Here is a 24,390-nt window from a genome sequence, read left to right as displayed (position 1 = left end):
GGAGAGCGGGACCCCGCCGACCTCGCCAATCGATGTCAACAGTTCGGAGTTCCATTGCCGCAGCGCATGCGTCCCCACTCTCCCCCCTTGTGGGGGAGATGTCACGAAGTGACAGAGGGGGGTAACACGCACCGCAGCCGAAACCATCCTACCGCTTGACCTCCCAGGTCGTCACCCGCTCGCCGGTCTCCTTGTCCTTGCCGTCCTTGAGCTGGATGCCCTTCTCCGCAAGCTCGTCGCGTATGCGGTCGGCTTCGGCGAAGTTCTTGGCTTTGAGCATTTCTAGCCTGAGATCGACGAGCGCCTGGACGGCGGCGGAGAGGTCGTCGCTGACTTCTGCCTTCTTCGGAGCCACACCGAGCAACGCCGCCGAGGCGACGAACAGCGGCAGCTTCGACGGATCAGCATTCGCTGCTTGGGCGAGTGCATGGACCGCCTGGACGGCCGCAACCGTGTTCAGGTCGTCGGAGAGGGCTTCAAGAATGGATGCATCCGGGGCCGTTTCGCCGGCATCACCTGCAGGCCACTTGGCAAGCAGACGTTCCGCCTCCTCCAGCCGCTTCACCGAAAAGTCGATCGGCTCGCGGTAATGCGTCATCAGCATGGCGAGCCGCAGCACCTCGCCCGGCCACTGGCGACCGCCGAACTTTTCCGTCGCCAAGAGCTCGTTGATCGTGACGAAATTGCCCTCCGACTTCGACATCTTGCGGCCCTCGACCTGCAGGAAGCCGTTATGCATCCACACGCTTGCCATCAGGTCGTTGTCGAAGGCGCAGCAGGACTGGGCGATTTCGTTTTCGTGGTGCGGGAAGATCAGGTCCAGCCCGCCGCCATGGATGTCGAACTGGTGCGGCTTGGCTTTCGCCTTTGGGGACAAGCGATCCTTGATCTCTTCCCAGAGATAGCGGTCGGACATGGCAGAGCATTCGATATGCCAGCCGGGACGGCCGAAGATCGCATGCGCCTTGCCTTCGAAGCTGAAATGCGCCGGCCAGCCGGGTTCGGTGTCGGCAGACTGCTTCCACAGCACGAAATCGGCCGGGTTCATCTTGTGGCTCTCGACAGCGACGCGCGCGCCGGCCTGCTGGTCCTCCAGCTTGCGCTTCGACAACATGCCGTAATCGGCCATGGAGGCGGTCGAAAACAGCACCTCGTGCCCTTCAGAGCCCGTTGCCACATAGGCATGGCCCATATCGAGCAGCCGCTGGATGATCGTGATCATCTGGGGAATGTTGTCGGTCGCGCGCGGCTCGTGGGTCGGCTTCAGGCAGCCCAGCGTCGCCACATCCTCGTGGAACTGGCTCTCCGTCTTTCCGGTCACGGCGCGGATGGCCTCGTTGAGGCTCATCGAACCATCGGCGATCTGCCCGCCGAAATCGCGCAGCGCCCGCGCATTGATCTTGTCGTCCACGTCGGTGATGTTGCGAACGTAAGTGACCTTGTCGGCGTCATAGGTGTGGCGCAGCAGCCGGAAAAGCACGTCGAAGACGATGACCGGGCGCGCATTGCCGATATGGGCGAAGTCATAGACGGTCGGCCCGCAGACATACATGCGCACATTGTCGGGATCGATCGGCTCAAAGTCGACCTTCTCGCGTGTGAGCGTGTTGTAAAGCTTGAGGCCGCCGGCCATGTGAAACTCCCAGAATGATTGACCCGGCTGGACCGGGTCGTTTGTCATCTGGGTCTATGCAGGAGACGAAAACGGCCAGGCCAGCGAATGCGCTAGCGAATAATGATCCCGCAGATAATGCAGAGGCTCGTTTTCATGGGCGCTGTTATGGCGCGGGTCGCGAATTTGGTCAAGGGCGCTTGCTGCGTCCCGAAACAGGTCGGTTGCTCGCCATGGCTGTGGATAGTCGGTCTCAAAGTTAAGCCTTTTTCAAGATAACTACCCCAATTCTAGCGAGGTACTCTTTCCCCCTCGGAGATGATCTTCGGCATGGACCAAACCCTGCATCTGCCCACCGTGATGGTCGTCCATGCGTTGATTACGCTGATATCGACGGTCGTGACCCTTTACATGTGGGTCCGCAACCGCGACAGCCGCATTTTGCCCTTCCTCGCCGGAGCCGGCCTGGCTGCTTGTGCAGCGATGCTCCTTCACTCCGCGCGCAGCACTCTGCCGCTTTTCCTGTCATCGGGTGTCGGCCTTGGCCTTGGTGTCTTCGCCGTCGGCCTCTACTGGCAGGCCGTCGTCGCCTTCGAGGGAGGAAAAACGTCGGTTGCCAAGGCGTCGGTCGGTATTCTCGTCTGGGCCATCGTATGGGCGACGCCATTTTTCCATCGGTCGATCGATGCGCGGACCATCGTCCTTGGTCTTCTGGTCGCTGGCTATTGTTTTCTCACCGCCTTTGAAATTCTCCGCAAGGCGCGGCAAGAACCCCTGCCGTCCCGCTCGATTGCTGCCTTTGCCAATATCATTCGCGGTTCCATCTGGATGGCGCCGGCACCGCTCTCGCTGTTCGTAAGCCCTGCCTATGCGCCGGATGGCACGACGGCACCATGGTTTGCCTATATCGTCCTCGCCAATTCCATGATGATCGTCCTGTCTCTCGTGGCCCTGCTCATGCTGGCGAAAGAGCGAGACGAGCTGCGCTACCGACTGGCATCCGAGCGGGATCCGCTGACGAATATTGCCAATCGACGGACCTTCGTATCCGAGGCCAAGGCTGCGTTGCAGAAGGAGGATGAAACAAGCCTGCTTTTGCTCGACATCGACCACTTCAAGATCGTCAACGATACCCATGGCCACGCCGCCGGCGACCAGGTGCTCATCGCCTTTTCGCGCGCGATCGAGCAGCGCATGCCCAAGGGCTGGCTATTTGCCAGGTTGGGTGGCGAAGAGTTTGCCTGCCTTATGCCCCGCATCAACGCGGAAAAAGCCGTCGCCATTGCGGAAAACCTGCGTATGGCCGTGGCCGAAATGATCATCGCCGCTCCCTCTCCGCTGCAGATCACCATCAGCATCGGGGTGAGCGAGGCGAATGCCAAGGGCGCAGATCTCGACATGCTGCTTGCCGGCGCCGATGCTGCCCTCTATCGCGCCAAGGCTGAGGGCCGCAACTGCGTGCGTCTCTATGAACCCGCTGCCCTGTTGGAGGAAACGGCCGCGACTTTGGCCGAGTCTACCGGTTTCAGGCGAGGCGCGATTTCTCGCCTGCGCCGTCGCCGCAAATGATCAGTCGGCTGCCCGAGGCGGTCGGAAAAGTCCGAGCACCAGCGCGCAGCCAATGATGATCACCACGCCGCCACAGAGCTGCAGCACCGTCAGCGGCTCGTCGAGAACGAACGCCCCCACCAGGACGGCGACGACGGTCACGACGAATTCGACGCTGATCGCAGCCGTCGCGCCGATACTTTTCACCAGGCCGAAATAGAGCACATAGGTCAGCGCGCTCATCAGGGCCGCCAGCGCGACAAGATAGAGATAGTCCAGCCCAACGGGCGTTCCGGGCACCGGCACGAACCAAAGAAGCGGTAGTGTCAGGATCCCGCCAGCGATGAACGAGCCGGTCGTGACCTCCCAGGGTCCGGTGCCGGAGAGATAGCGGCTCGCATAATTGCTGCCGAAGGCGGCGGAAAATGTGGAGCCGACCATCGCGGCGCAGCCCAACAGGAAGGCACCCGTGACCGGCACTGCCGGAAAACCGACCAGCATGATGATCCCGATGGTCCCCAGAGCAAGCCCGAACACCCGGGCGGGCGTGATCCGCTCAAGCCCCCAGAGCTGGGCGATGACCATGGAGAAGAGGGGGATGGAGGCAACGAAGATCGCGGCCATGGCCGTGCCGATCAGCGGCGTCGCATAGGAAAGGCCGACCAGCTGCCCGGCCACCGTGGTGGCGCCAACGATCGTGAAGGGCAGCCAGCCCGCCGAAAAATCCAGCCGTCGCCGCATCAACCTGGCAATGGCATAGAGCAGGGCGCCTGCGATGAAGCAGCGGAATGTCACGGCTCCGATCCAGCCAAAGGCATCGACCACGTGCAGCAGCAGGACGAATGACAGCCCCCATGCCAGAGACAGATAGGCATAGGCGGCGAAATCTCTGGGTGACATGGGAGATGTGTGCTCGCGATGGATCTTCGTAAAAGGTCAGGAACTCTGCGCTTCCACCATCTGACGGATCTTGACCGCTTTCTCGAAGTGGTCGAGTTGATGGGTCCGTATCCACCATTCCGCCGCTTCCATCAGCAATTCCGGATCGTCATTCCGGTTGGCAAAGAAGGCATAGAAGGACAGCCCCACCGCCGGACCCTTCTCGGCAATCTTTCGGTCGCAGACCTCCAGGATCTTCCGTTTCAGGCTTGCGCGCATTGCCTCGTGCTTTCGTAAGCGGGCGGCCAACAGATTCAGGGCCCGTGGAACAGTGAGATTGGCTTACTCCGGCATCCGATAATCGACGATCTTGCCTTCGCGCAGCTGGTAGAGCTTGCCGGTTTCCGTCTGCTCCGGGCCGACGAGCGGCAGGAGCTTGGCGGCGATTTCGGACGGATGCGGCAGCGTCGCGGGGTCTTCGCCCGGCATGGCCTGGGCGCGCATGGCGGTGCGGGTGGCGCCGGGATCGACGGAGAGAACGCGCAGCGGCAGACGCTGGGTTTCGGCTGCCCAGGTGCGGGCGAGTGCTTCGACGGCGGCCTTGGAGGCAGAGTAGGGCCCCCAGAACGGCTTGCATTTGTGGGCGGCACCCGAGGACAGGATCAGCGCGCGACCCTGGTCGGATTTGATCAGCAAGGGTTCCAGCGAGCGGATAAGCCGCCAGGTTGCCGTCACATTGATCGTCATGACCTTGTCGAAAACCTTGGCCTCGACATGGCCGATCGGCGAGATGACGCCGAGCACACCGGCATTCAAGACGGCGATGTCGAGCTTGCCCCAGCGCTCGAAGATATGGCCGCCGAGCTGGTCGATCGCCGCCATGTCCGCGAGATCGAAAGGCACGAGCGTGGCGGAGCCACCGACGGCCTTGATGGCATCGTCGAGCTCTTCCAGTCCGCCCACGGTGCGGGCGCAGGCGATCACATGCGCGCCGGCCTTGGCGAGTTCGATCGCTGTGAAATATCCGATGCCGCGCGAGGCACCGGTGACGAGCGCGAGCCGTCCCTTGAGGTCGATGGTCATGGTCTGTCCTGTATCCCTAGAGCATGTCCGGCTTAAGCCGGATCACATGCTCCATCTCCTTGTTTTAACGCAGTCCGGACGCAAAACTGCTGGCGCACTTTTGCTGGACCTGCTCGTGAGCTCAGCCGTTGGCGGCGAGCATGCTTTCCTTGCGGCCGGGCTTCTCGCTTTCCTTGTCGACAAGGCGCGTCGGATAGTCGCCGGTGAAGTAGTGATCGGTGAACTCAGGGTTCTGCGGATCGCGCGGCTTGCCGCCAACGGCCATGTAGAGCCCGTCGATCGACAGGAAGGCGAGCGAGTCCGCGCCGATATACTTCGCCATGGCTGCCTCGTCGGCATACTGGTTGGCGAGCAGCTTGTCCTTGTGCGGCGTGTCGATACCGTAGAAGTCCGGATGGAAGATCATCGGCGAGGCGACGCGGATATGCACTTCCTTGGCACCTGCGTCGCGGATCATCTGCACGATCTTCAGCGAGGTCGTGCCCCGCACGATGGAATCGTCCACCAGCACCACGCGCTTGCCCTCGATCATCGCCCGGTTGGCCGAATGCTTGAGCTTCACGCCGAAGGCGCGGATCTGCTGGGTCGGCTCGATGAAGGTGCGGCCGACATAATGGTTGCGGATGATGCCGTATTCGAAGGGTATGCCGCTCTGCTGCGCATAACCGAGGGCCGCCGGCGTGCCGCCATCCGGCACGGGGACCACGACGTCAGCCACGACTGGGGCCTCCTTGGCGAGGTTCATGCCGGCATTCTTGCGGGTCGTGTAGACGTTACGACCGGCTACGACCGAGTCGGGGCGGGCGAAATAGACATATTCGAACATGCAGACGCGTTCCGGCTGCGGCCGGGCCGGCATGCGGGACTCGATCGTCACCGAACCATCCGCCTGCGTTTCGCAGATCACCACTTCGCCGTTCTTGACGTCGCGCACGAACTTGGCGCCGATGATGTCGAGCGCACAGGTCTCGGAACAGAAGATCGGCTTGCCGTCCAGTTCGCCCATGACCAGCGGGCGAATGCCGATCGGGTCGCGCGCGGCAATCAGCTTGGTGCGGGTCAGCGCGATCATCGCATAGCCGCCTTCCATCTGCCGGATGGCATCGATGAAGCGGTCGGTGGTCGAGGAATGGCGCGAGCGGGCGATGAGGTGAAGAACGACTTCCGTATCGGACGTCGACTGGCAGATCGCACCGGTCGCGATGATTTGGCGACGCAGGGTGAGCCCGTTGGTGAAGTTGCCGTTGTGCGCAATCGCAATGCCACCTTCTTCCAGTTCGGCAAACAGCGGCTGCACGTTGCGCAGCGCGACTTCGCCTGTTGTGGAGTAACGGGTGTGACCGATCGCCTGCGGGCCCGGCAGCTTCGCCAGCGTCGCCGGGTTGGTGTAGTGGTCGCCGACAAGGCCCATGTGCTTTTCGGTGTAGAATTGCCGTCCGTCGAAAGAGACGATACCGGCAGCTTCCTGACCGCGATGCTGCAGCGCATGCAGGCCGAGCGCCGTCAGCGTGGCAGCATCGGGATGACCGAGAATGCCGAACACACCGCACTCTTCATGGAACTTGTCGTCCTGGCTGCCATAGACGACGTAAGAAGGGCTGATCTGCTTCATGGCGATGGCCTTTGCTCCGGGGACAGACGCTGGGTGCTGCGCTTTGAACAGGTAAGCCGCCGGTCTGTCCCGATCCGGCGGCGTCTGTCTTGTCTTAGGTCGCGCGGCTGGTGGCCGCGAGACGATCAATTGCTCGGTGCAGGCGTAACGGCGGCCGGTGCCTGATCGGCGGGGGCCTGTTCGGCCGGAGCCGTCTCGCCGGAGGTGCCGGCTTCATTCGCCTCACGACCCAGGATACGCTCGCGGATCTGCGGCTCGATGTCCTGCGGAAGAACGGCCTCCAGCTTGACCACGAGCGCGTCGAGGAACGGCTTGGACTTGGAATTGTTGACCCAGTCCGGACGCTGCGGCTCGTTGATCAACCAGTTCCAGAAGGCAACAGCGACGACGAGCAGCAGAAGGCCGCGCGCAGCGCCGAACAGGAAGCCCAGCGTGCGGTCGAGTGCGCCGATCCGGCTGTCGATGATGAAGTCGGCAATGCGCGAGGTGATGAAGGAGATGACGATCAGCGCGATCAGGAAGATGATGCCGGCCGAGCCGGCCATCGCGATGCGTTCGTCGCTCGTGTAGTTCATCAGATAGGGGACGAGCACGGGATAGAGGTAATAGGCGGCAGCCACCGAGCCCGCCCAGCTTGCGATGGACAGCACTTCGCGCGAGAAGCCGCGCACCATCGCCAGCACCGCCGAAAACAAGACGACGCCGATGACGATACCGTCAAAAATTGTGATGGGCATAAATACCAACTCCAAGGCCGCCGGCGAAGGCCGGCATTGATGTCACCGCGATTCCGCCGGAACGCGTGGGGTCACGCGTCGGACCGGTTCAACCGTCCTCCTGATCCGCGGGGGCTTTCAGCCGGGAACCGGCGATCCGCGCCACGAGATCGGGAAGGCTGTCCACTTCCCTCCATTTGCCCTTCGAACCCTTGGGAAGGTCCGCTGAAGCAGCCGGCAAGACCGCAGCGGAGAAACCGAGCTTTTCCGCCTCTTTCAGCCTCTGGGCCGTGTGGGCCACCGGCCTCACAGCCCCCGACAGACTGACTTCGCCGAAATAGACGCAATCGGCCGGAAGGGCAAGACCGGCCAGCGACGAAACCAGTGCCGAAGCAATCGCCATGTCGGCCGCCGGTTCGCTGATCCGGTAGCCGCCGGCAACGTTCAGATAGACGTCGTGCTGCCCGAGCCTGACCCCGCAATGCGCCTCCAATACCGCCAAAATCATGGCGAGCCGGGACGAATCCCACCCGACGACGGCACGGCGGGGCGTGCCGAGCGACGTGGCCGCCACCAGAGCCTGCACCTCGACCAGCACCGGGCGGGTGCCCTCCATGCCCGCGAAGACAGCCGCACCCGGGGCTTTCTCATTGCGTTCGCCGAGGAAAAGTTCGGATGGATTGGCAACCTCGCGCAGCCCCTTGTCCGACATCTCGAAGACACCGATTTCGTCGGTCGGCCCGAAGCGGTTCTTGACGGTGCGCAGGATACGGTAGTGATGGCCGCGATCGCCTTCGAAATAAAGGACGGCATCCACCATGTGTTCGACGACGCGGGGGCCGGCGATCTGGCCTTCCTTGGTCACGTGACCGACCAGCACCATGGTCGCCCCGGTCTGCTTGGCATAGCGGATCATCGCCTGCACGCCGGTGCGCACCTGGGTCACGGTCCCCGGCGCGCTGTCGGCGGTATCGCTCCACAGCGTCTGGATCGAATCGATGATCACAAGGTCCGGCCGCTTGCCTTCCGCAAGCGTCGCCAGGATGTCCTCGACATTGGTCTCGGCCGCCAGCAGCACGTCGGTATCGGCAGCTCCCAGACGCTGCGCCCGAAGCCGGACCTGCGCCACGGCTTCTTCGCCGGAGACATAGATAACGCGATGGCCCCTGCGGGACAGCGCGGCGGCCGCCTGCATCAGAAGCGTCGACTTGCCGATGCCGGGATCGCCGCCGATCAGCACGGCCGAACCCCGCACGAAGCCGCCGCCGGTCGCCCGATCGAGTTCTCCCATGCCGGTCGGAATGCGCGGCGCCTCCTCGATCTCGCCGGAGAGCGATGTGAGGGTGACGGGCCGGCCCTTCTTCGGCACCTTGCCGGGGCCCGACCCGATCCCGCCCATCGGATCTTCCTCGACGATGGTGTTCCATTCGCCGCAGCCATCACATTTGCCCGCCCAGCGGGTGTGAACGGTGCCACAGTTTTGGCAGACGAACTGGGTCTTGGCTTTGGCCATGAATTACGTATCGCTTTCGGGGAAATCGTCGGGGGAGATGTTCTGGCGGCCGTGCTTCACACGAAGGACGGTTATCGTCTTGTCGGAGACGCGAATGAAGAACCGGCGCTCCTTGAACGTGAAGGCACGAATATCGTCACGCAAATGGTCCGTTTTTATCCCAGTAAGACCGAGTTGAGCCAATGCTTCGATCTTCTGGTAGAGTCCGATGACGAATGCATCCGCCAAGGCAGGATCGAATTGGGCTATGTAGGAATAAATCGAACGGAGATCGTCTCTGGCGGCGGTGGTCCACTTCACCTTACGGCTGGTGGGCATCGATCAGACCCCGTTTGATGTCCGCAAGCAGATCCTCCGCGTTCTCGTAGGTGTGAACTCGACCGGCCTCGACATCATCAAGCCCCTCCTGAATAAACTGACGAAGTTCGGCATCTTCCCGTTCACGCAGCAGTTCCAGACCAGCAGCAACCACCGCATCGACTGTCTCATAGAGGCCGGAACTCAGTTGCTCCGCCACGAACTCCGCGTCTCTGGCGCTCAATTGAATGCGCTGCATCGTCTGAACTCCATCATGAAATTGACCGAGAGGATTGGAACAATAGCAGAACAAATCCGCCCGCGCCAGACCTCAGTCCTCCCCTTCGAGATACATCCGCTCGTAGCGCAGACCAAGCCCGGTCAGCATCTCATAGCCGATCGTGCACGCCGCGCGGGCGACCTCGTCGAGCGGCATGGAGGGGCCGAGGAGTTCGACATAGTCGCCGCTGCGCACGGCACCCGCGGGGAGATCGGTGATGTCGAAGATGGTGAGATCCATGGTGACCCGCCCGACGACCGGCACGCGTTTACCACCGATGACGCCCGCTGCGCCTGAGAGACCGGTATCGCGCAGCGGAATCCCGGAGCCGGAGAGATTGCGCAGATAGCCGTCGGCGTAACCGACGCTTGCGACCGCAAGGCGGCTGTCGCGGGAAAGCACATGGGTTGCGCCGTAAGAGACGCTTTCGCCGGCCTTGGCGTTGCGGATCTGCAGAATGCGCGCCTCGGCCTTGACCACCGGCTGCATCGGGTTCTTCGCGCCGTTCACCGCCTCGCCGCCGTAAAGCGCGATACCCGGACGGGTCAGGTCGAAGTGGTAATCGGACCCGAGGAAGATGCCGGCCGATGCCGAGAGACTGGAATCAACACCTTCGAAAGCCGCGCTAACCTCCCGAAATTTCTCGAGTTGCTGGCGGTTCATCGGCGAGGATGGATCATCGCCACAGGCAAGATGGCTCATGACCAGCACCGGATCGAGGCTTGCTGGCCGCGAGACGTCATCGACAAGCGCGATGGCTTCCGCCATCGGCAGGCCGAGCCGGTTGAAGCCGGTGTCGACATGCAGCGCGCAAGGGTAGGGGCCGCGCTCGGTCAGCACCGCCATCCAGAAGGCAAGCTGTTCTTCGGACGCGATCACCGGCACCAGGTCATGCTCGAAGAAGATCTCTTCCTGGCCAGGCCAGATACCGGAGAGAACGAAGATCCGGGCTTCCGGCGCATAGGGTCGAAGCGTTGCACCTTCGGATGGCACGGCGACGAAGAAGTCGCGGGCACCTGCGCGGTAGAGCACCTGGCCGACATCCTCGATCCCGAGCCCATATGCATCTGCCTTGACGACGGCGGCCGTCCGGGCCTTGGCCGAACGCCGCGCCATCTCCCGCCAGTTGTCGGCGATCGCCGAGAGATCGACGGTCAGGCGCAGGGGTGCCGAAAGAAACTCCTCCGGCGCATCGAGGATGGTGAAACGGTCTGTCATGAAGGCTTCGAGTTGGTTGATCGGTGGGCCGACCCTAGCACTTTTCTTCAAGACGAAAATGCGGCGGCCCGATATTATGCTGCTATGCACAGCTTGTCCGGTCGTGGTTGCCCGCCGTTGGCGCATATGCGGAAAGGGCGCCTCAGGGGCGCCCTCTGTCTCAAGGTTCTTCGTACTGAATGAAACTCGGCTCGGCGAGATCCGCAAAGCGGGTGAATTCCGACTGGAAGGCGAGCTTGACCGTACCGGTCGGTCCGTGTCGCTGCTTGGCGATGATGACGTCGGCCGTGCCCTTGACCTTCTCCATATGCGCTTCCCATTCCGGATACTTGGGATCGGCCGGATCGCGGGGTTCCAGGTTCTTCACGTAATATTCCTCGCGGAACACGAAGAGCACGACGTCGGCGTCCTGCTCGATCGAACCCGATTCACGAAGGTCGGAGAGCTGCGGACGCTTGTCTTCGCGGCTTTCCACCTGACGCGAAAGCTGCGAAAGGGCGACGATCGGAACGTTCAACTCCTTGCCGAGCGACTTCAGACCGGTCGTGATCTGGGTGATTTCCTGCACGCGGTTTTCGCCCGCCTTGCCGGCGCCCGTCATCAGCTGGATATAGTCCACCACGAGGAAGTCGAGGCCGCGCTGGCGCTTCAGGCGGCGGGCGCGGGCTGCTAGCTGGGCGATCGAGATACCACCGGTCTGGTCGATGAACAGCGGCACCTTCTGCATGGTCTGGCTGAAACCGACCAGTTTTTCGAATTCGTGCTCGGTGATGTCACCGCGGCGGATCTTCGATGACGACACTTCCGTCTGCTCGGACATGATACGGGTGGCGAGCTGTTCGGCCGACATTTCGAGCGAGTAGAAGCCGACGACGCCGCCGTTCTTCGCCTTGAACGAGCCATCCGGCAGCACTTCCGGTTCGTAGGCGGCTGCGATGTTCCAGGCGATGTTGGTGGCAAGCGAGGTCTTGCCCATACCCGGGCGACCGGCAAGCACGATCAAGTCGGAGCGCTGAAGACCACCCATCTTGGCATCGAGCGACATGATGCCGGTCGAAATGCCCGAGAGATTACCATCGCGTTCGAAGGCCGCCCCCGCCATGTCGACGGCCTGGGCGACAGCATCCGAGAAGGACTGGAATCCGCCGTCGTAGCGGCCGTTTTCGGCCAGCGCAAAGAGGCGGCGCTCGGTGTCTTCGATCTGCGCCTGGGGCGGCATGTCGAGCGGCGCGTCATAAGCGATGTTGACGACGTCCTCGCCGATCTGGATCAGCGAGCGGCGCAGCGCAAGGTCATAGATAGCGCGACCATAATCTTCCGCATTGATGATCGTGACGGCTTCGGAAGCCAGGCGCGCGAGATATTGCGCGACCGTCAGGTCGCCGACCTTCTGGTCGGCCGGCAGGAAGGTCTTGATGGTAACCGGGTTCGCTGTCTTGCCCATACGGATGATCTCGGAGGCAACCTCGAAGATCTTCCGGTGCAGCTGCTCATAGAGATGCTCGGGCTTCAGGAAGTCCGAAACGCGATAGAAGGCATCGTTGTTGACGAGAATGGCGCCGAGCAAAGCCTGTTCGGCTTCGATGTTGTTCGGAGCCTCCCGGTAGAGCGGCTCAGTCGGCTGGACCGGGCTCAGTTTGCGCGCAGCATCGTTCATTCGTTCGCATCCAATCCATGTGTCGGCGGTGGCTGCACCATAGCGAGAACGCAGGGCGGCGAAATGGCTCGCGCAGCAACCCACATTGATTCACAGGCGCCTCATCGCGACTTCAGAAAAAGCTCAAGGATCCGATCTTTTCGATTGACTGTGACATTCAACGAATCGGCCTTGGGGTGTCATATTTTAGCAGAGCACATACGAAAAACGCCCGGAAAAATCCGGGCGTTTCGCGTCAGCTTGGGGCCGAAAAAATCAGGCGTCGTCGCCGTCGCGATCAGCTTCCGGATCGAAGAAGTCTTCCGGACGCAGGGCATCTTCGTCAACGCCGTAGATGGCGTCGGCCGACGTCAGGCTTTCGCCCTTGGCCTGGCGCTCGGCTTCTTCGGCCGAACGGGCAACGTTGAGCTCGACGGTCAGCTCGACTTCCGAATGCAGGTGCAGGGTGACCTGGTGCAGGCCGATCGACTTGATCGGGGTGTTCAGCTCGACCTGGTTGCGGCCGATGTTGAAGCCTTCGGCGGCCAGGATTTCGACGACGTCACGGGCAGCGACCGAACCGTAGAGCTGGCCGGTTTCGCCAGCCGAACGGACGACGATGAAGGACTTGCCGGCGAGAGCGTCGGCAACCTTCTGGGCTTCGGACTTGCGCTCAAGGTTACGGGCTTCGAGCGTGGCGCGCTCGGCTTCGAAACGCTTCTTGTTGGCTTCATTGGCGCGCAGCGCCTTGCCCTGCGGCAGCAGGAAGTTACGGGCGAAGCCATCGCGAACCTTCACGGTTTCGCCCATCTGGCCGAGCTTTGCGATGCGTTCGAGAAGAATGACCTGCATTGTCGTGTTCCTTTCAGTTTTCAGTCAGTTTCGTTTTTGTCGGTGTCGGCCTTGCCGGCCGGCGTGAGTGCAACGGTCCGCCGGGTGTCGGTAAGGCCGATGATGAGGGGGACCATGAGGGGCAGCAGCATGATCGAAGAGAGGTAGGCGAGGATCAGGGCCGGCAGCCGCCATTCCTTGCCGCGCGTTTTGTGATGCAGCGAGGCAAAACCCGCTAACAGGAAGCCGGCACCGAATGTGCCGCAGATCACGGCACCGATCATCGCCGGCACCCCGCCCATGAAGCAGGCGATGATCCCGGCGAGGAAGACGAAAACCGTATTGCGGTTCATCCTGAGCGCCGAGGGGAAATCTTCGCGCGGACGCTTGTTGCGGCCCGAAGCCGTCACGATGCGCATGGCGATGTAATACATCATGGTCAGCAGCAGCACCCAGGTGCCGCCCTGAATGATCGGCAGCAGGATGACCATGCTGCCTTTGAGCTGCTCAAGCGCTGCAGCGTCCGGCGCCATCAGCGGGTCCTGCGTGTTCATCGCCTGGGTCATAGCATCGACCAGCTGAGCGGTGAATTCGGGGCCAAAGCCGATGATCACGCCGAGCACGACGACCGCGATCGACACGAAGGCGCAGAGCTGCAGCAGGATGTCAGAAAGCGGATACCAGGCCATCAGGTGGTCGGGGCCGCCGATCTCGGACGCAGGGCGCGCCAGGCTGGACAGATGCGCAAGCCAGCCGGCAGGCGCCAGCGTGAAAATGGCCATGCCGAAGGCAAACATCGGCGAGACGCTGACGATGCCGAGCAGCGCTGCCGTCACGATCGCCGTGATCGAGGCGACATTGCCCCAGCCAAGGCCGACGATGAGAACGGGAAGCGCCGAGGCGGCATAGAGAATGGAGGCAAGTGTCGGCTGCGCCGAAGCACCCAGCACGAGCAGGGCGGCGGTAACACCGGCAACAAAGCCGGTCATCAGCAATTTCGCATCCAGTTTTTGCACGTCGCTGTCCTGCTGGTTCTAGCAGTTAGGGGAGGGGCTTTGCGCGGCTGCGCAACAGCATCCCCAACATGGGATTTCACCTGACGTCGCGGGCACGCGCCATCGGGCAGTCGGTTCCGATCCGCGCCCAACGCGGAAGGGATGAAGCCCGCCGGTCGGGGACCGGCAGGCTTCGGATCAGATTAGGCGACGACGTAGGGCAGCAGGCCGAGGAAACGGGCGCGCTTGATGGCCTGGGCCAGTTCGCGCTGCTTCTTCTGCGAAACTGCAGTGATACGGGACGGAACGATCTTGCCGCGCTCGGAAATGTAGCGCTGCAGGAGACGGACATCCTTGTAGTCGATCTTCGGAGCATTCGCGCCCGAGAAGGGGCAGGTCTTGCGACGACGATGGAAGGGACGACGGGCCTGAGAAGAGGATGCATCAGCCATTGTGTGTTCTCCTATTGCTCAGATTACGCGCGGTCTTCGCGCGGACGGCGCTCGAAGCCACCTTCACGGGGGCCACGGTCCGGACGCGGACCACGATCGCCGAAGTCGCGGCGCGGGCCACGATCGTCGCCGTCACGACGCGGACGGTCGTCACGATCGCGCTTCTGCATCATGGCAGACGGGCCTTCTTCGTGGGCTTCGACAGCGATGGTCATGTAACGAAGAACGTCTTCGTTGATGCGCATCTGGCGCTCCATTTCATGGACGGCCGGTGCCGGAGCATCGATGTCCATGAGGGCGTAGTGAGCCTTGCGGTTCTTCTTGATGCGGTAGGTCAGGGACTTGAGGCCCCAGTTTTCTACGCGCCCGACCTTGCCGCCATTAGCTTCGATGACACCCTTGTACTGTTCGACGAGGGCATCAACCTGCTGAGCGGACATATCCTGCCGGGCAAGGAATACGTGTTCGTAAAGAGCCATGTAAGCTTTGCCTTTTCTTGCGGTTGTCGTCACCCGGATCCGGCGCTAAGCCTCACAGACTGCTCCTGTGCAGCCAAGGCTGCGGCAAGAAAAGCTTTGTGTTCGAGACGGTCGAGAGCGGAGACACGGGAGACCGGAAACCCTTTTGGTTCCTGCTGCAGACCTTGTTAGACTGCCAGCCCTCCGTTCAGCCACCAGCCAGAGGACCGGGTGTTGTGAACGGCGCGCTTATACGCGGATTGGGCATAAAAGCAAGGGCCGCTCGGCATTTTCTGCCGGCGGCCCCGGTTTGTTTTTTGCGCGATGGCTTCAGGCTCAGATCTGAACCAGCGCCGACGTATATCCGACATAGGCAACGAGCATGCCGACGGCGGTCAGCCTGCGAACACCCATATGGGTCAGAAGCAGGAAGGCAAAGCCGATCGTAACGCCGAGCATGACCGGTATGTCAAAGCTGCCGAAACGCGGGGCGACCGCAATCGGTTGGATGACAGAGGTCACGCCGAGGATGAACAGGATGTTGAAGATGTTGGATCCGACGATGTTACCGATCATGATGTCGGAATGCTTGCGCACCGCAGACATGATGCCGGCGGCAAGCTCCGGCAGCGAGGTGCCGACGGCAACAATTGTCAGGCCGATGACGGCTTCCGAAACGCCGAAGTTACGAGCGAGGTTCGTGGCGCCGCGAACTAGGAAGTCAGCGCCGACAAAGAGAGCGATCAAGCCGCCAAGAATCAATGCTGCCATGAACGCGCCACCGAGCGTCTCGTGCTTGACCTCCTCGTCAGGGGTTGCTTGCACACTGCCCTTGCTGTTGACGTAGGCATACACCACATAAGCCAGAATGAGGCCGACCATGATTAGGCCCGCGAGGCGCCCGATCGTCGAAAACTGGGCGAGAGCCAGCAGAAGGACGGCTGCTGCGATCATCACATAGGTGTCGCGCTTGACGTTCTTGTCCCACTGAGTGATCGGGTAGATCAGCGCGCAGACGGCGATGATCAGCAGGATATTGGCCGTGTTGGAGCCAACGACATTGCCAAGGGCAATATCGGAGGAGCCGGCAATTCCGGCCCGCACGGATACGAGAAGTTCCGGCATAGATGTGCCGAAGCCGACAATCACTAGAGACACGATGAGCGTCGGAATGGCCAGCTTATGGGCGAGCGCGATGGAGCCTCGAAGCAGCCATTCGGCACCGAAGTAGAGGGCTACGAGACCCCCAAGTACGTAAATATAGTCCAAAATCATCCCCTATAGCTGTGGCCCTCAGGCCGTGATCCGATCGTGTACGCAGATGGTGATGCACTGAGGCAATGTGTAGAGCACGTTCGTTCAAGTTATCCCTTTACGGACGATCGAGCGAAATCCTGAATGTTAGATCGGCATCGGATAGAGCCGGTGGATCTTTGCGATCTCCTTGAGCACTTCATCGCTCAGCGACACGTTCGCGGCGCCGATATTGATTTTTAACTGCTCCATGGTCGTCGCACCGATGATGACGGAGGCCATGAAGGGGCGCGTCAGGCAGAAGGCAAGCGCCATGGCTGAGGGATCAATGCCGTGCTTGGCGGCCAGGTCGACATAGGCACGCGTTGCCGCTTCCTGATGTGGCACCAGACGCCCACCGATATCGCCGTTGATCGAACCGCGCGAACCGGCTGGCTTTTTGCCGTCGAGATACTTGCCCGAAAGAATGCCACCGGCGAGCGGCGAATAGGCCAGCAAGCCGACATCTTCGTGATGCGAGAGTTCCGCCAGATCCAGATCATAGTGGCGGTAGAGCAGGTTGTATTCGTTCTGGATCGTGGCGACGCGTGGCAGCCCTTTGGCTTCGGCGATTGTCAGATATTTCTGCGTGCCCCAGGTCGTTTCGTTGGAGAGGCCGACAGCGCGAAGCTTGCCGGCCTTCACGCAATCGCCCAAGGCCTCCAGGATCTCCGCGATGTCGGCAGAGGCCTTGGACTTGTCCTGCTTGTAGGGATCGTAGTTCCAGGCGCCACGGAAATGGAAATGTCCGCGGTTGGGCCAGTGGATCTGATAGAGGTCGACATAATCGGTCTTCAGCCGCTTGAGGCTGGCATCCAGCGCTTCCTTGACCACAGCGCCGGTAATCGGCTTGCCCTCGCGGATATAGGGACGACCGGGGCCGGCAACCTTGGTTGCGAGCACCACCTTGTCACGATTGCCGGTCTTTTCGAACCAGTCGCCGATCAGCCGCTCGGTATCGGCATAGGTCTCTGCGGCAAGCGGTGTGGTCGGATAGAGCTCTGCGGTGTCGAAGAAATTGACGCCATGGTCGAGCGCATAGTCCATCTGGGCATAGGCTTCCTCACGCGTGTTCTGTGAGCCCCAGGTCATGGTGCCCAGGCAGATTTCGGAAACGAGGAGATCGGTTCGGCCAAGCCGGTTCATCTTCATGGGGGAGAAGCCTCTGATGGGAAAGAATGTCTTGGGAGACAGGAAACGCTCAGCGGCAATTTAGGCAGAAATTGATGCACCGCAAGATGCCGATAGCTGTGGAGCAGCCCCGTTTTATCGTCAGTTGCTGGGGGTACCGCAGAGTGGCAAGGCTTGACTCGCAAGGGCCATCTGTGAATTGACAGGAAAAAACCAAGGGAGAAACGCCCATGTCAGTCGCATTCACCTTTCCGGGTCAGGGCAGCCAGGCCGTCGGAATGGGCAAGGACCTTGCCGACAATTTCACTGAGGCCCGCGCCGTTTTCGAAGAAGTCGATGAAGCGCTCGGCCAGAAGCTGTCCGACATCATGTGGAATGGTCCGGAAGAGACGCTGACACTGACCGCCAACGCCCAGCCGGCGCTGATGGCCGTTTCCATGGCCGTCATCCGCGTGCTGGAAGCCAAGGGGCTGGATCTGAAGTCGAAGGTCTCGTTTGTCGCCGGCCATTCGCTTGGCGAGTATTCAGCGCTTTGCGCTGCCGGCACCTTCTCAATCGCCGACACCGCCCGTCTCCTGCGCATTCGCGGCAATGCCATGCAGGCGGCCGTACCGGTGGGCGAGGGTGCCATGGCTGCTATTATCGGTCTGGAACATGGCGACGTGCAGGCGATCTGCGCGGAAGCCTCCGCAGCCGGTCCATGCCAGATCGCCAACGACAATGGCGGCGGTCAGCTGGTGATCTCCGGCGGCAAGACGGCGGTTGAAAAGGCGGCAGCGCTCGCATCCGAAAAGGGCGCCAAGCGCGCCATCATGCTGCCGGTGTCTGCGCCCTTCCATTCGGCTCTGATGGGCCCGGCGGCTGACGCCATGCGCGAGGCCCTTTCCAAGGTCGAGAAGAAGGACCCCATCGTGCCGCTGATCGCCAATGTGCGTGCCGCTCCTGTGACCTCCGCGTCAGAAATCGCTGATCTGCTCGTCGAGCAGGTCACCGGCCAGGTCCGCTGGCGCGAGACAGTCGAATGGTTCGGCGCCAATGGCGTGACCACGCTTTACGAAGTGGGCGCCGGCAAGGTCCTGACGGGTCTCGCACGCCGCATCGACAAGAACATCAACGGCGTGGCCGTCAACGGCCCGGCCGATATCGACGCGGCTCTTGCCGCCCTCAACGGCTGATAGCCTCAACGAACAACAAGGAAAACGATCATGTTCGATCTGACCGGCCGCAAGGCTCTCGTGACCGGCGCCACAGGCGGCATCGGCGAAGAAATCGCGCGCCAGCTGCATGCCCAGGGCGCGATCGTCGGCCTGCACGGCACCAGAGTCGAAAAGCTGGAAGCGCTCGCCGCCGAACTCGGTGATCGCGTCAAGATCTTCCCGGCGAACCTTTCCGATCGCGACGAGGTCAAGGCACTGGGCGAAAAGGCCGAAGCCGAACTCGAAGGCGTCGATATCCTCGTCAACAATGCCGGCATCACCAAGGACGGCCTCTTCGTCCGCATGTCCGATGCGGATTGGGATGCGGTTCTGGAAGTCAACCTCACCGCCGTCTTCCGCCTGACCCGCGAGCTGACCCATCCGATGATGCGCCGCCGTTTCGGCCGCATCATCAACATCACCTCCGTCGTCGGCGTCACCGGCAATCCGGGCCAGGCCAACTACTGCGCCTCCAAGGCCGGCATGATCGGCTTCACCAAGTCGCTCGGCCAGGAAATCGCGACCCGCAACGTCACCGTCAACTGCGTGGCCCCGGGCTTCATTGAAAGCGCCATGACCGGCAAGCTGAACGACAAGCAGAAGGATGCGATCATGGGAGCCATCCCCATGAAGCGCATGGGCACCGGCGCAGAAGTTGCCTCCGCCGTCGTCTACCTCGCCTCCAACGAAGCCGCCTACATGACCGGGCAGACGCTGCACGTGAATGGCGGCATGGCGATGATCTGATCGAATTGCTGGAAAGAGCCCTTGCGCAATAGGATGTTGACCGAGGCGAAGGGGCGAATTTCTGGCTTTGCGGCGCGCTTAAACCGTGTTAAGCGGGCCATGACTGTGAGCAGTCGCTCCGTCTCATGAGCCGAAGTTTATGCTTTTGTTTGCATAAACCGCTCTGGGTCAGGGCCGAAGGGTTTGCTGGTGGGGACGAAAGCGTCACTGGCTGAATGCAGGGCAGGGAAGCCATTACGGCTCCCTCTGAATTTTAGAAGGTCGAGGATACCGACATGAGCGATATCGCAGAACGCGTGAAGAAAATTGTAGTTGATCATCTCGGCGTTGACGCTGAAAAGGTCGTCGAAGGCGCGAGCTTCATCGACGATCTGGGCGCTGACTCGCTCGACACCGTCGAACTCGTCATGGCCTTCGAAGAAGAATTCGGCGTTGAGATCCCGGACGATGCAGCTGACTCGATCCTGACGGTCGGCGACGCCGTGAAGTTCATCGAGAAGGCCCAGGCCTGATCGATCACACTGCTGCGGAAGGCGGGTTCACGCCCGTCCCGTCCGCTTGGGCCCGCGATGAGCGGGCCTTGTTGTATCTGGACCTTTCTTTACAGTGACTTCGGTCAACGAATTTGGGGTGGGCTTCGCACGATGAGACGTGTCGTCATCACCGGTACCGGCATGGTATCGCCTCTGGGAGTTGGTACGGAACTGACCTGGCAGCGGCTTCTCGCCAGCCAGAGTGGTGCCCGCCTGGTCACGGAATTCGAGGTCGAGGACCTGCCGGCAAAGATCGCCTGCCGCATCCCGACCGAAGGTGAAGGCGCCTGGAATCCGGACGACTGGATGGAGCTCAAGGAGCAGCGCAAGGTCGACCATTTCATCATCTATGCCGTTGCAGCCGCCGATATGGCGCTGAAGGATGCAGGCTGGGAGCCGAAGACGGATGACGAGCAATGCGCCACCGGCGTGCTGATCGGCTCCGGTATCGGTGGCATCGAAGGCATTGTTGAGGCCGGCCATATCCTGCGCGACAAGGGTCCGCGCCGTCTGTCTCCCTTCTTCATCCCCGGTCGCCTGATCAACCTGGCTTCCGGCCAGGTCTCAATCCGCCACAAGCTGCGCGGTCCAAACCATTCCGTCGTCACCGCCTGCTCGACCGGCGCCCATGCCATTGGTGATGCGGCCCGTCTCGTTGCGCTTGGCGACGCCGACGTGATGGTCGCCGGCGGCACGGAATCGCCGATCAGCCGCATTTCGCTTGCCGGTTTCGCCGCCTGCAAGGCGCTGTCGACTGCTCGCAATGACGATCCGACCGCCGCTTCGCGCCCCTATGACAAGGACCGTGATGGCTTCGTCATGGGCGAGGGCGCCGGCATCGTGGTGCTCGAAGAGCTGGAACACGCCAAGGCACGCGGCGCCAAGATTTATGCCGAAGTCGTCGGCTACGGGTTGTCCGGCGACGCCTTCCACATCACCGCCCCGTCCGAGGACGGCGATGGCGCCTTCCGCTGCATGACCATGGCGCTGAAGCGCGCTGGCCTGAAGCCGTCCGACATCGACTATATCAACGCCCATGGCACCTCGACCATGGCCGACACGATCGAGCTTGGTGCCGTCGAGCGACTGCTTGGTGACCACGCCGAAAACGTCTCGATGTCTTCCACCAAGTCGGCGATCGGCCATCTGCTCGGGGCTGCGGGTGCCGTCGAAGCGATCTTCTCGACGCTGGCGATCCGCGACAACATCGCGCCGCCGACGCTCAATCTCGACAATCCCGATGTCGAAACCAAGATCGATCTCGTGCCGCACAAGGCGAGAAAGCGCGAGATCAATGTCGCCCTGTCGAATTCCTTCGGCTTCGGCGGCACCAATGCCTCCTTGGTGCTGAAGCGCTACGAGGCCTGATCGGGTCGGGCGGACGGTCGTTGCGCCGGCCGCCCTCGATTGCACGGGATGACGGCGGACTGCTCTTGCCCGCCGCCACTGTCTGCGGGTAGAAATCTCCCCAACGCCCGGCGCTGATGTGCCGGACGATGACCCGGATTTTTGCCGCATTGCTGGATGAAACAGCCGCGAGTGCGAAACAAAGAAGGATTGCCGGTGACCGACAACAGCCAGAACGGCGGTAGCCAGAACAACGGTGTCTCCTTCGGCCGCGATGCCGAACCCCAACAGGGCAAGGGACCCTTCATTCCAAAATCGCCGACCGAGGCGCTGCGTCCCGAACGCGTGCCGCAGCCGCCGCGCCGTTCGCGCAAGGCGCGAAGCCAGCTCGTCATCTTCCTGAATTTCCTCATGACCATGGCGGTCTTCGTCTGTGTCGTGGCCGTGGCTGGCTTCTTCTATGTCATGGACGCCTATCAGAGGCCGGGACCGCTGACCGCCAATACGAATTTCGTCGTGCGCAGCGGGGCAGGCCTTGCCGAAATCGCCAACAATCTCGAGCGCAACGGCATTGTCTCGGATGCGCGCATCTACCGCTATGTGACCACGACCTATCTCCAGGATGGTCAGACGCTGAAGGCCGGCGAATACGAGATCAAGGCCGGCGCTTCGATGAAGGACATCACGGCGCTGCTGGAGTCCGGCAAGTCGATCCTCTATTCGGTGTCCCTGCCGGAAGGCCTGACGGTCAAGCAGATGTTCCAACGGCTCGCCGCCGATCCGGTGCTCGAAGGCGACCTGCCGACCGAATTGCCGCCGGAAGGCAGCCTGCGCCCGGATACCTACAAGTTCACGCGCGGCACCAACAGGGCCGAGATCGTCGCCCAGATGCGCGCCGCCCAGGAGCGTCTGGTCGACCAGATCTGGGAGAAGCGCGATCCGGACCTTCCGATCACGACCAAGGAAGAATTCGTGACGCTGGCCTCGATCGTCGAAAAGGAAACCGGCAAGGACGACGAGCGCGCCCATGTCGCCTCGGTCTTCATCAACCGCCTGAACAAGGGCATGCGCCTGCAGTCCGATCCGACGATCATCTACGGTCTGTTCGGTGGCGACGGCAAACCGGCGGACCGGCCGATTTATCAGTCCGACATCCGCAAGGAAACGCCCTACAACACCTATGTGATCAAGGGCTTGCCGCCGGGTCCGATCGCCAATCCCGGCCGTGCCGCTCTCGAAGCGGTCGCCCATCCGTGGAAGACGGACGACCTCTACTTCGTCGCCGACGGAACCGGTGGCCATGCCTTCGCCAAGACGCTCGAAGAGCACAATGCGAATGTACGCCGTTGGCGCAAGATCGAGGCAGAACGTGCCCAGACGCCGCCTGCGACCCTCGATGTCGAGCCGGAAGTCGATCCGACGGCCAATAACTGAGACCGGCGTTAAGGGGCGGGGATATGACACTGCAATCCATGACCGGTTTTGCCCGGGTTGAGGGCTCGTCCGGTCGTTATCGCTGGGCCTGGGAATTACGCTCGGTCAACGGCAAGGGCCTTGATCTGCGCACCCGTCTGCCGCAGGGGCACGAAGCGCTGGAGACGGATATCAGGCGCCTCGCCGGCGAGCGGCTGACCCGCGGCAACCTGCAGATCGGTCTAAGCGTCACGGTGAGCGAAAATCGCGTCGAGGCCGTTCTCAACCGTGATGCACTCGCAGCCGTACTCGCTCTGCGCGACGAACTGGGCCCGGACGTTCTCGATCCGGCTCCCCTGCGGCTCGACACGCTTTTGTCGATCCGCGGTCTGGTCGACATGCGCGAAGCGACCGATGATCCGGACGCGATCGCCACGCGTGACGCCGACATCCTGGGTGGCCTCGAGCGCGCCATCTGCGCGCTTGCCGACATGCGCATGACGGAAGGCACAGCACTTCGCCGGATCCTCGAAGAGCATATCGCCAAGATCGAAGAGCTTGCCCTGCAGATTGAGGCCGATCCCTCGCGTTCGCCCGAAGAGATTGCCCGTCGGCTGGAAGCGCAGATTGCAAGCCTGATGGATGGTACAAGCGGCCTCGACCGCGACCGGCTCCATCAGGAAATCGCAATGATCGCCACCAAGGCCGATCTGCGCGAAGAGATCGACCGGCTGAAGGCGCATGTGAATGCTGCCCGCGAATTGCTCTGTTCCGGAGGTCCGGTCGGTCGCAAGCTCGATTTCCTGGCGCAGGAATTTAACCGAGAATCAAATACTATCTGTTCCAAATCCAATTCGGTCGCGGTCACTGCCGCAGGCATCGAATTGAAGGTCGTCATCGACCAGTTCCGCGAACAGGTTCAAAATCTGGAGTAGTCCATGGCCGCTGCCGCCCCCACATCCGTCAAGATCGCAAGGCGCGGCCTGATGCTCGTCATCTCCTCGCCCTCGGGCGCCGGCAAGTCGACGATTGCACGCACCCTGATGGACCGCGACCAGCAGATCAGCCTGTCGGTCAGCGTCACCACACGCCCGCGTCGTCAGAGCGAGATTGAGGGTGTGCATTACCACTTCGTCTCCCAGCGCGAATTCGAGCGCCTGCGCGACAGCGACTCGCTGCTCGAATGGGCGCAGGTCCATGGCAACTATTATGGTACGCCGCGCGAAGCCGTTGAAACGGCGATGGGCGAGGGTCGCGACATGCTCTTCGACATCGACTGGCAGGGCGCCCAGCAGTTGCAGGAGAAGATGTCGGCCGATGTCGTATCGATCTTCATCCTGCCGCCAACCATGGCCGAGTTGCAGTCCCGTTTGCATCGCCGGGCCGAAGATACGGAAGAGGTCATCCAGACCCGCCTCAACAATTCCCGCGCCGAGATCGCCCACTGGCGAGAATATGATTATGTCATCGTCAACGACGACCTCAACTCGGCTTTCGACGCCGTGCAGTCGATCGTCAAGGCCGAGCGTCTGCGCCGCGACCGCCGCCACGGTCTCTTCGACTTTGTCGAAGGTCTGATCGCCTGAACCCCATACTGTCC

Annotated in this window: 25 protein-coding genes; 8 read left to right on the top strand and 17 right to left on the bottom strand. The window is 61.8% G+C overall.

Annotated features, from left to right (window positions below; translation table 11 throughout):
* Positions 1–148 precede the first annotated feature (148 nt).
* Positions 149–1,633 (bottom strand): cysteine--tRNA ligase, encoded by a 1,485-nt coding sequence (gene cysS, locus AC1PUL_RS10740; RefSeq protein ID WP_480468382.1) that lies wholly within the window; start codon positions 1,631–1,633, stop codon positions 149–151.
* A 309-nt stretch (positions 1,634–1,942) separates the two neighbouring features.
* Here cysS and AC1PUL_RS10735 point away from each other — a divergent pair, with 309 nt between their 5' ends.
* Positions 1,943–3,181, top strand: a complete 1,239-nt coding sequence (locus tag AC1PUL_RS10735) for a GGDEF domain-containing protein (RefSeq protein WP_480468381.1) — start codon at positions 1,943–1,945, stop codon at positions 3,179–3,181.
* On the opposite strand, the gene AC1PUL_RS10730 is transcribed toward AC1PUL_RS10735, so the two are convergent.
* The 16 genes from AC1PUL_RS10730 to AC1PUL_RS10655 form a co-directional block, all read right to left on the bottom strand.
* Positions 3,182–4,060 (bottom strand): DMT family transporter, encoded by an 879-nt coding sequence (locus tag AC1PUL_RS10730; protein ID WP_480468379.1) that lies wholly within the window; start codon positions 4,058–4,060, stop codon positions 3,182–3,184.
* A gap of 36 nt (positions 4,061–4,096) precedes the next feature.
* Positions 4,097–4,318: a DUF6500 family protein gene (locus AC1PUL_RS10725; protein ID WP_480468377.1), complete on the bottom strand. Its 222-nt coding sequence runs from the start codon at positions 4,316–4,318 to the stop codon at positions 4,097–4,099.
* Between the two features lie 63 nt (positions 4,319–4,381).
* A complete protein-coding gene (locus AC1PUL_RS10720; RefSeq protein WP_480468375.1) occupies positions 4,382–5,122 on the bottom strand; it encodes an SDR family NAD(P)-dependent oxidoreductase in 741 nt (246 codons plus the stop codon).
* 121 nt (positions 5,123–5,243) lie between these two features.
* A complete protein-coding gene (purF, locus tag AC1PUL_RS10715; RefSeq protein WP_298461967.1) occupies positions 5,244–6,734 on the bottom strand; it encodes an amidophosphoribosyltransferase in 1,491 nt (496 codons plus the stop codon).
* A 125-nt stretch (positions 6,735–6,859) separates the two neighbouring features.
* Entirely contained in the window at positions 6,860–7,471 is a 612-nt protein-coding gene (locus tag AC1PUL_RS10710; RefSeq protein WP_298461970.1) for a CvpA family protein, read from the bottom strand.
* 88 nt (positions 7,472–7,559) lie between these two features.
* On the bottom strand, positions 7,560–8,963 hold the full coding sequence (gene radA, locus AC1PUL_RS10705) for a DNA repair protein RadA (protein ID WP_480468374.1): 1,404 nt from the start codon (positions 8,961–8,963) through the stop codon (positions 7,560–7,562).
* Between the two features lie 3 nt (positions 8,964–8,966).
* Positions 8,967–9,281 carry a type II toxin-antitoxin system RelE/ParE family toxin gene (locus AC1PUL_RS10700; protein WP_480468372.1) on the bottom strand — a complete coding sequence of 105 codons (315 nt, stop codon included), beginning with the start codon at positions 9,279–9,281 and terminating at the stop codon, positions 8,967–8,969.
* Entirely contained in the window at positions 9,265–9,519 is a 255-nt protein-coding gene (locus AC1PUL_RS10695; protein WP_298461979.1) for a type II toxin-antitoxin system ParD family antitoxin, read from the bottom strand. The genes AC1PUL_RS10700 and AC1PUL_RS10695 overlap by 17 nt, the downstream gene beginning before the upstream one ends.
* 72 nt (positions 9,520–9,591) lie before the next feature.
* Positions 9,592–10,758 carry an alanine racemase gene (gene alr, locus AC1PUL_RS10690; RefSeq protein ID WP_480468371.1) on the bottom strand — a complete coding sequence of 389 codons (1,167 nt, stop codon included), beginning with the start codon at positions 10,756–10,758 and terminating at the stop codon, positions 9,592–9,594.
* A 160-nt stretch (positions 10,759–10,918) separates the two neighbouring features.
* Positions 10,919–12,415, bottom strand: coding sequence for a replicative DNA helicase (locus AC1PUL_RS10685; RefSeq protein WP_480468370.1), 1,497 nt, complete (start codon positions 12,413–12,415; stop codon positions 10,919–10,921).
* 255 nt (positions 12,416–12,670) lie between these two features.
* Complete coding sequence (gene rplI / locus AC1PUL_RS10680; RefSeq protein WP_480468369.1) at positions 12,671–13,246, bottom strand: 50S ribosomal protein L9; 576 nt, start codon at positions 13,244–13,246, stop codon at positions 12,671–12,673.
* A 20-nt stretch (positions 13,247–13,266) separates the two neighbouring features.
* Entirely contained in the window at positions 13,267–14,241 is a 975-nt protein-coding gene (locus tag AC1PUL_RS10675) for a DUF2232 domain-containing protein (protein ID WP_480468367.1), read from the bottom strand.
* 182 nt (positions 14,242–14,423) lie between these two features.
* Positions 14,424–14,672, bottom strand: coding sequence for a 30S ribosomal protein S18 (gene rpsR / locus AC1PUL_RS10670; RefSeq protein ID WP_003502063.1), 249 nt, complete (start codon positions 14,670–14,672; stop codon positions 14,424–14,426).
* A 23-nt stretch (positions 14,673–14,695) separates the two neighbouring features.
* Positions 14,696–15,151: a 30S ribosomal protein S6 gene (gene rpsF, locus AC1PUL_RS10665; protein WP_006727432.1), complete on the bottom strand. Its 456-nt coding sequence runs from the start codon at positions 15,149–15,151 to the stop codon at positions 14,696–14,698.
* A gap of 315 nt (positions 15,152–15,466) precedes the next feature.
* A complete protein-coding gene (locus tag AC1PUL_RS10660; protein ID WP_480468363.1) occupies positions 15,467–16,405 on the bottom strand; it encodes a calcium/sodium antiporter in 939 nt (312 codons plus the stop codon).
* Between the two features lie 126 nt (positions 16,406–16,531).
* On the bottom strand, positions 16,532–17,575 hold the full coding sequence (locus AC1PUL_RS10655) for an aldo/keto reductase (RefSeq protein WP_480468361.1): 1,044 nt from the start codon (positions 17,573–17,575) through the stop codon (positions 16,532–16,534).
* Between the two features lie 209 nt (positions 17,576–17,784).
* On the opposite strand from AC1PUL_RS10655, the gene fabD reads away from it, so the two are divergent.
* From fabD to gmk, 7 genes are all read left to right on the top strand, one after another.
* Positions 17,785–18,729: an ACP S-malonyltransferase gene (gene fabD / locus AC1PUL_RS10650; RefSeq protein WP_480468359.1), complete on the top strand. Its 945-nt coding sequence runs from the start codon at positions 17,785–17,787 to the stop codon at positions 18,727–18,729.
* A 30-nt stretch (positions 18,730–18,759) separates the two neighbouring features.
* The gene (gene fabG, locus AC1PUL_RS10645) at positions 18,760–19,497 is read left to right on the top strand and encodes a 3-oxoacyl-[acyl-carrier-protein] reductase (RefSeq protein WP_480468357.1); all 738 of its coding nucleotides are present in this window, start codon (positions 18,760–18,762) and stop codon (positions 19,495–19,497) included.
* Positions 19,498–19,772: 275 nt separating this feature from the next.
* A complete protein-coding gene (locus AC1PUL_RS10640; RefSeq protein WP_006727438.1) occupies positions 19,773–20,009 on the top strand; it encodes an acyl carrier protein in 237 nt (78 codons plus the stop codon).
* Between the two features lie 132 nt (positions 20,010–20,141).
* Positions 20,142–21,398 carry a beta-ketoacyl-ACP synthase II gene (fabF, locus tag AC1PUL_RS10635; RefSeq protein WP_185809968.1) on the top strand — a complete coding sequence of 419 codons (1,257 nt, stop codon included), beginning with the start codon at positions 20,142–20,144 and terminating at the stop codon, positions 21,396–21,398.
* Positions 21,399–21,587: 189 nt separating this feature from the next.
* Positions 21,588–22,811 (top strand): endolytic transglycosylase MltG, encoded by a 1,224-nt coding sequence (mltG, locus tag AC1PUL_RS10630; protein ID WP_480468556.1) that lies wholly within the window; start codon positions 21,588–21,590, stop codon positions 22,809–22,811.
* Between the two features lie 23 nt (positions 22,812–22,834).
* Positions 22,835–23,725: a YicC/YloC family endoribonuclease gene (locus tag AC1PUL_RS10625; protein WP_480468354.1), complete on the top strand. Its 891-nt coding sequence runs from the start codon at positions 22,835–22,837 to the stop codon at positions 23,723–23,725.
* A gap of 3 nt (positions 23,726–23,728) precedes the next feature.
* Positions 23,729–24,376 carry a guanylate kinase gene (gmk, locus tag AC1PUL_RS10620; RefSeq protein ID WP_298462073.1) on the top strand — a complete coding sequence of 216 codons (648 nt, stop codon included), beginning with the start codon at positions 23,729–23,731 and terminating at the stop codon, positions 24,374–24,376.
* Positions 24,377–24,390 lie beyond the last annotated feature (14 nt).

Source organism: Rhizobium sp. P43 (genome assembly GCF_056730705.1).
Note: the sequence above shows the minus strand (reverse complement) of the source record. Positions and strands in the feature narration are given on the sequence as shown.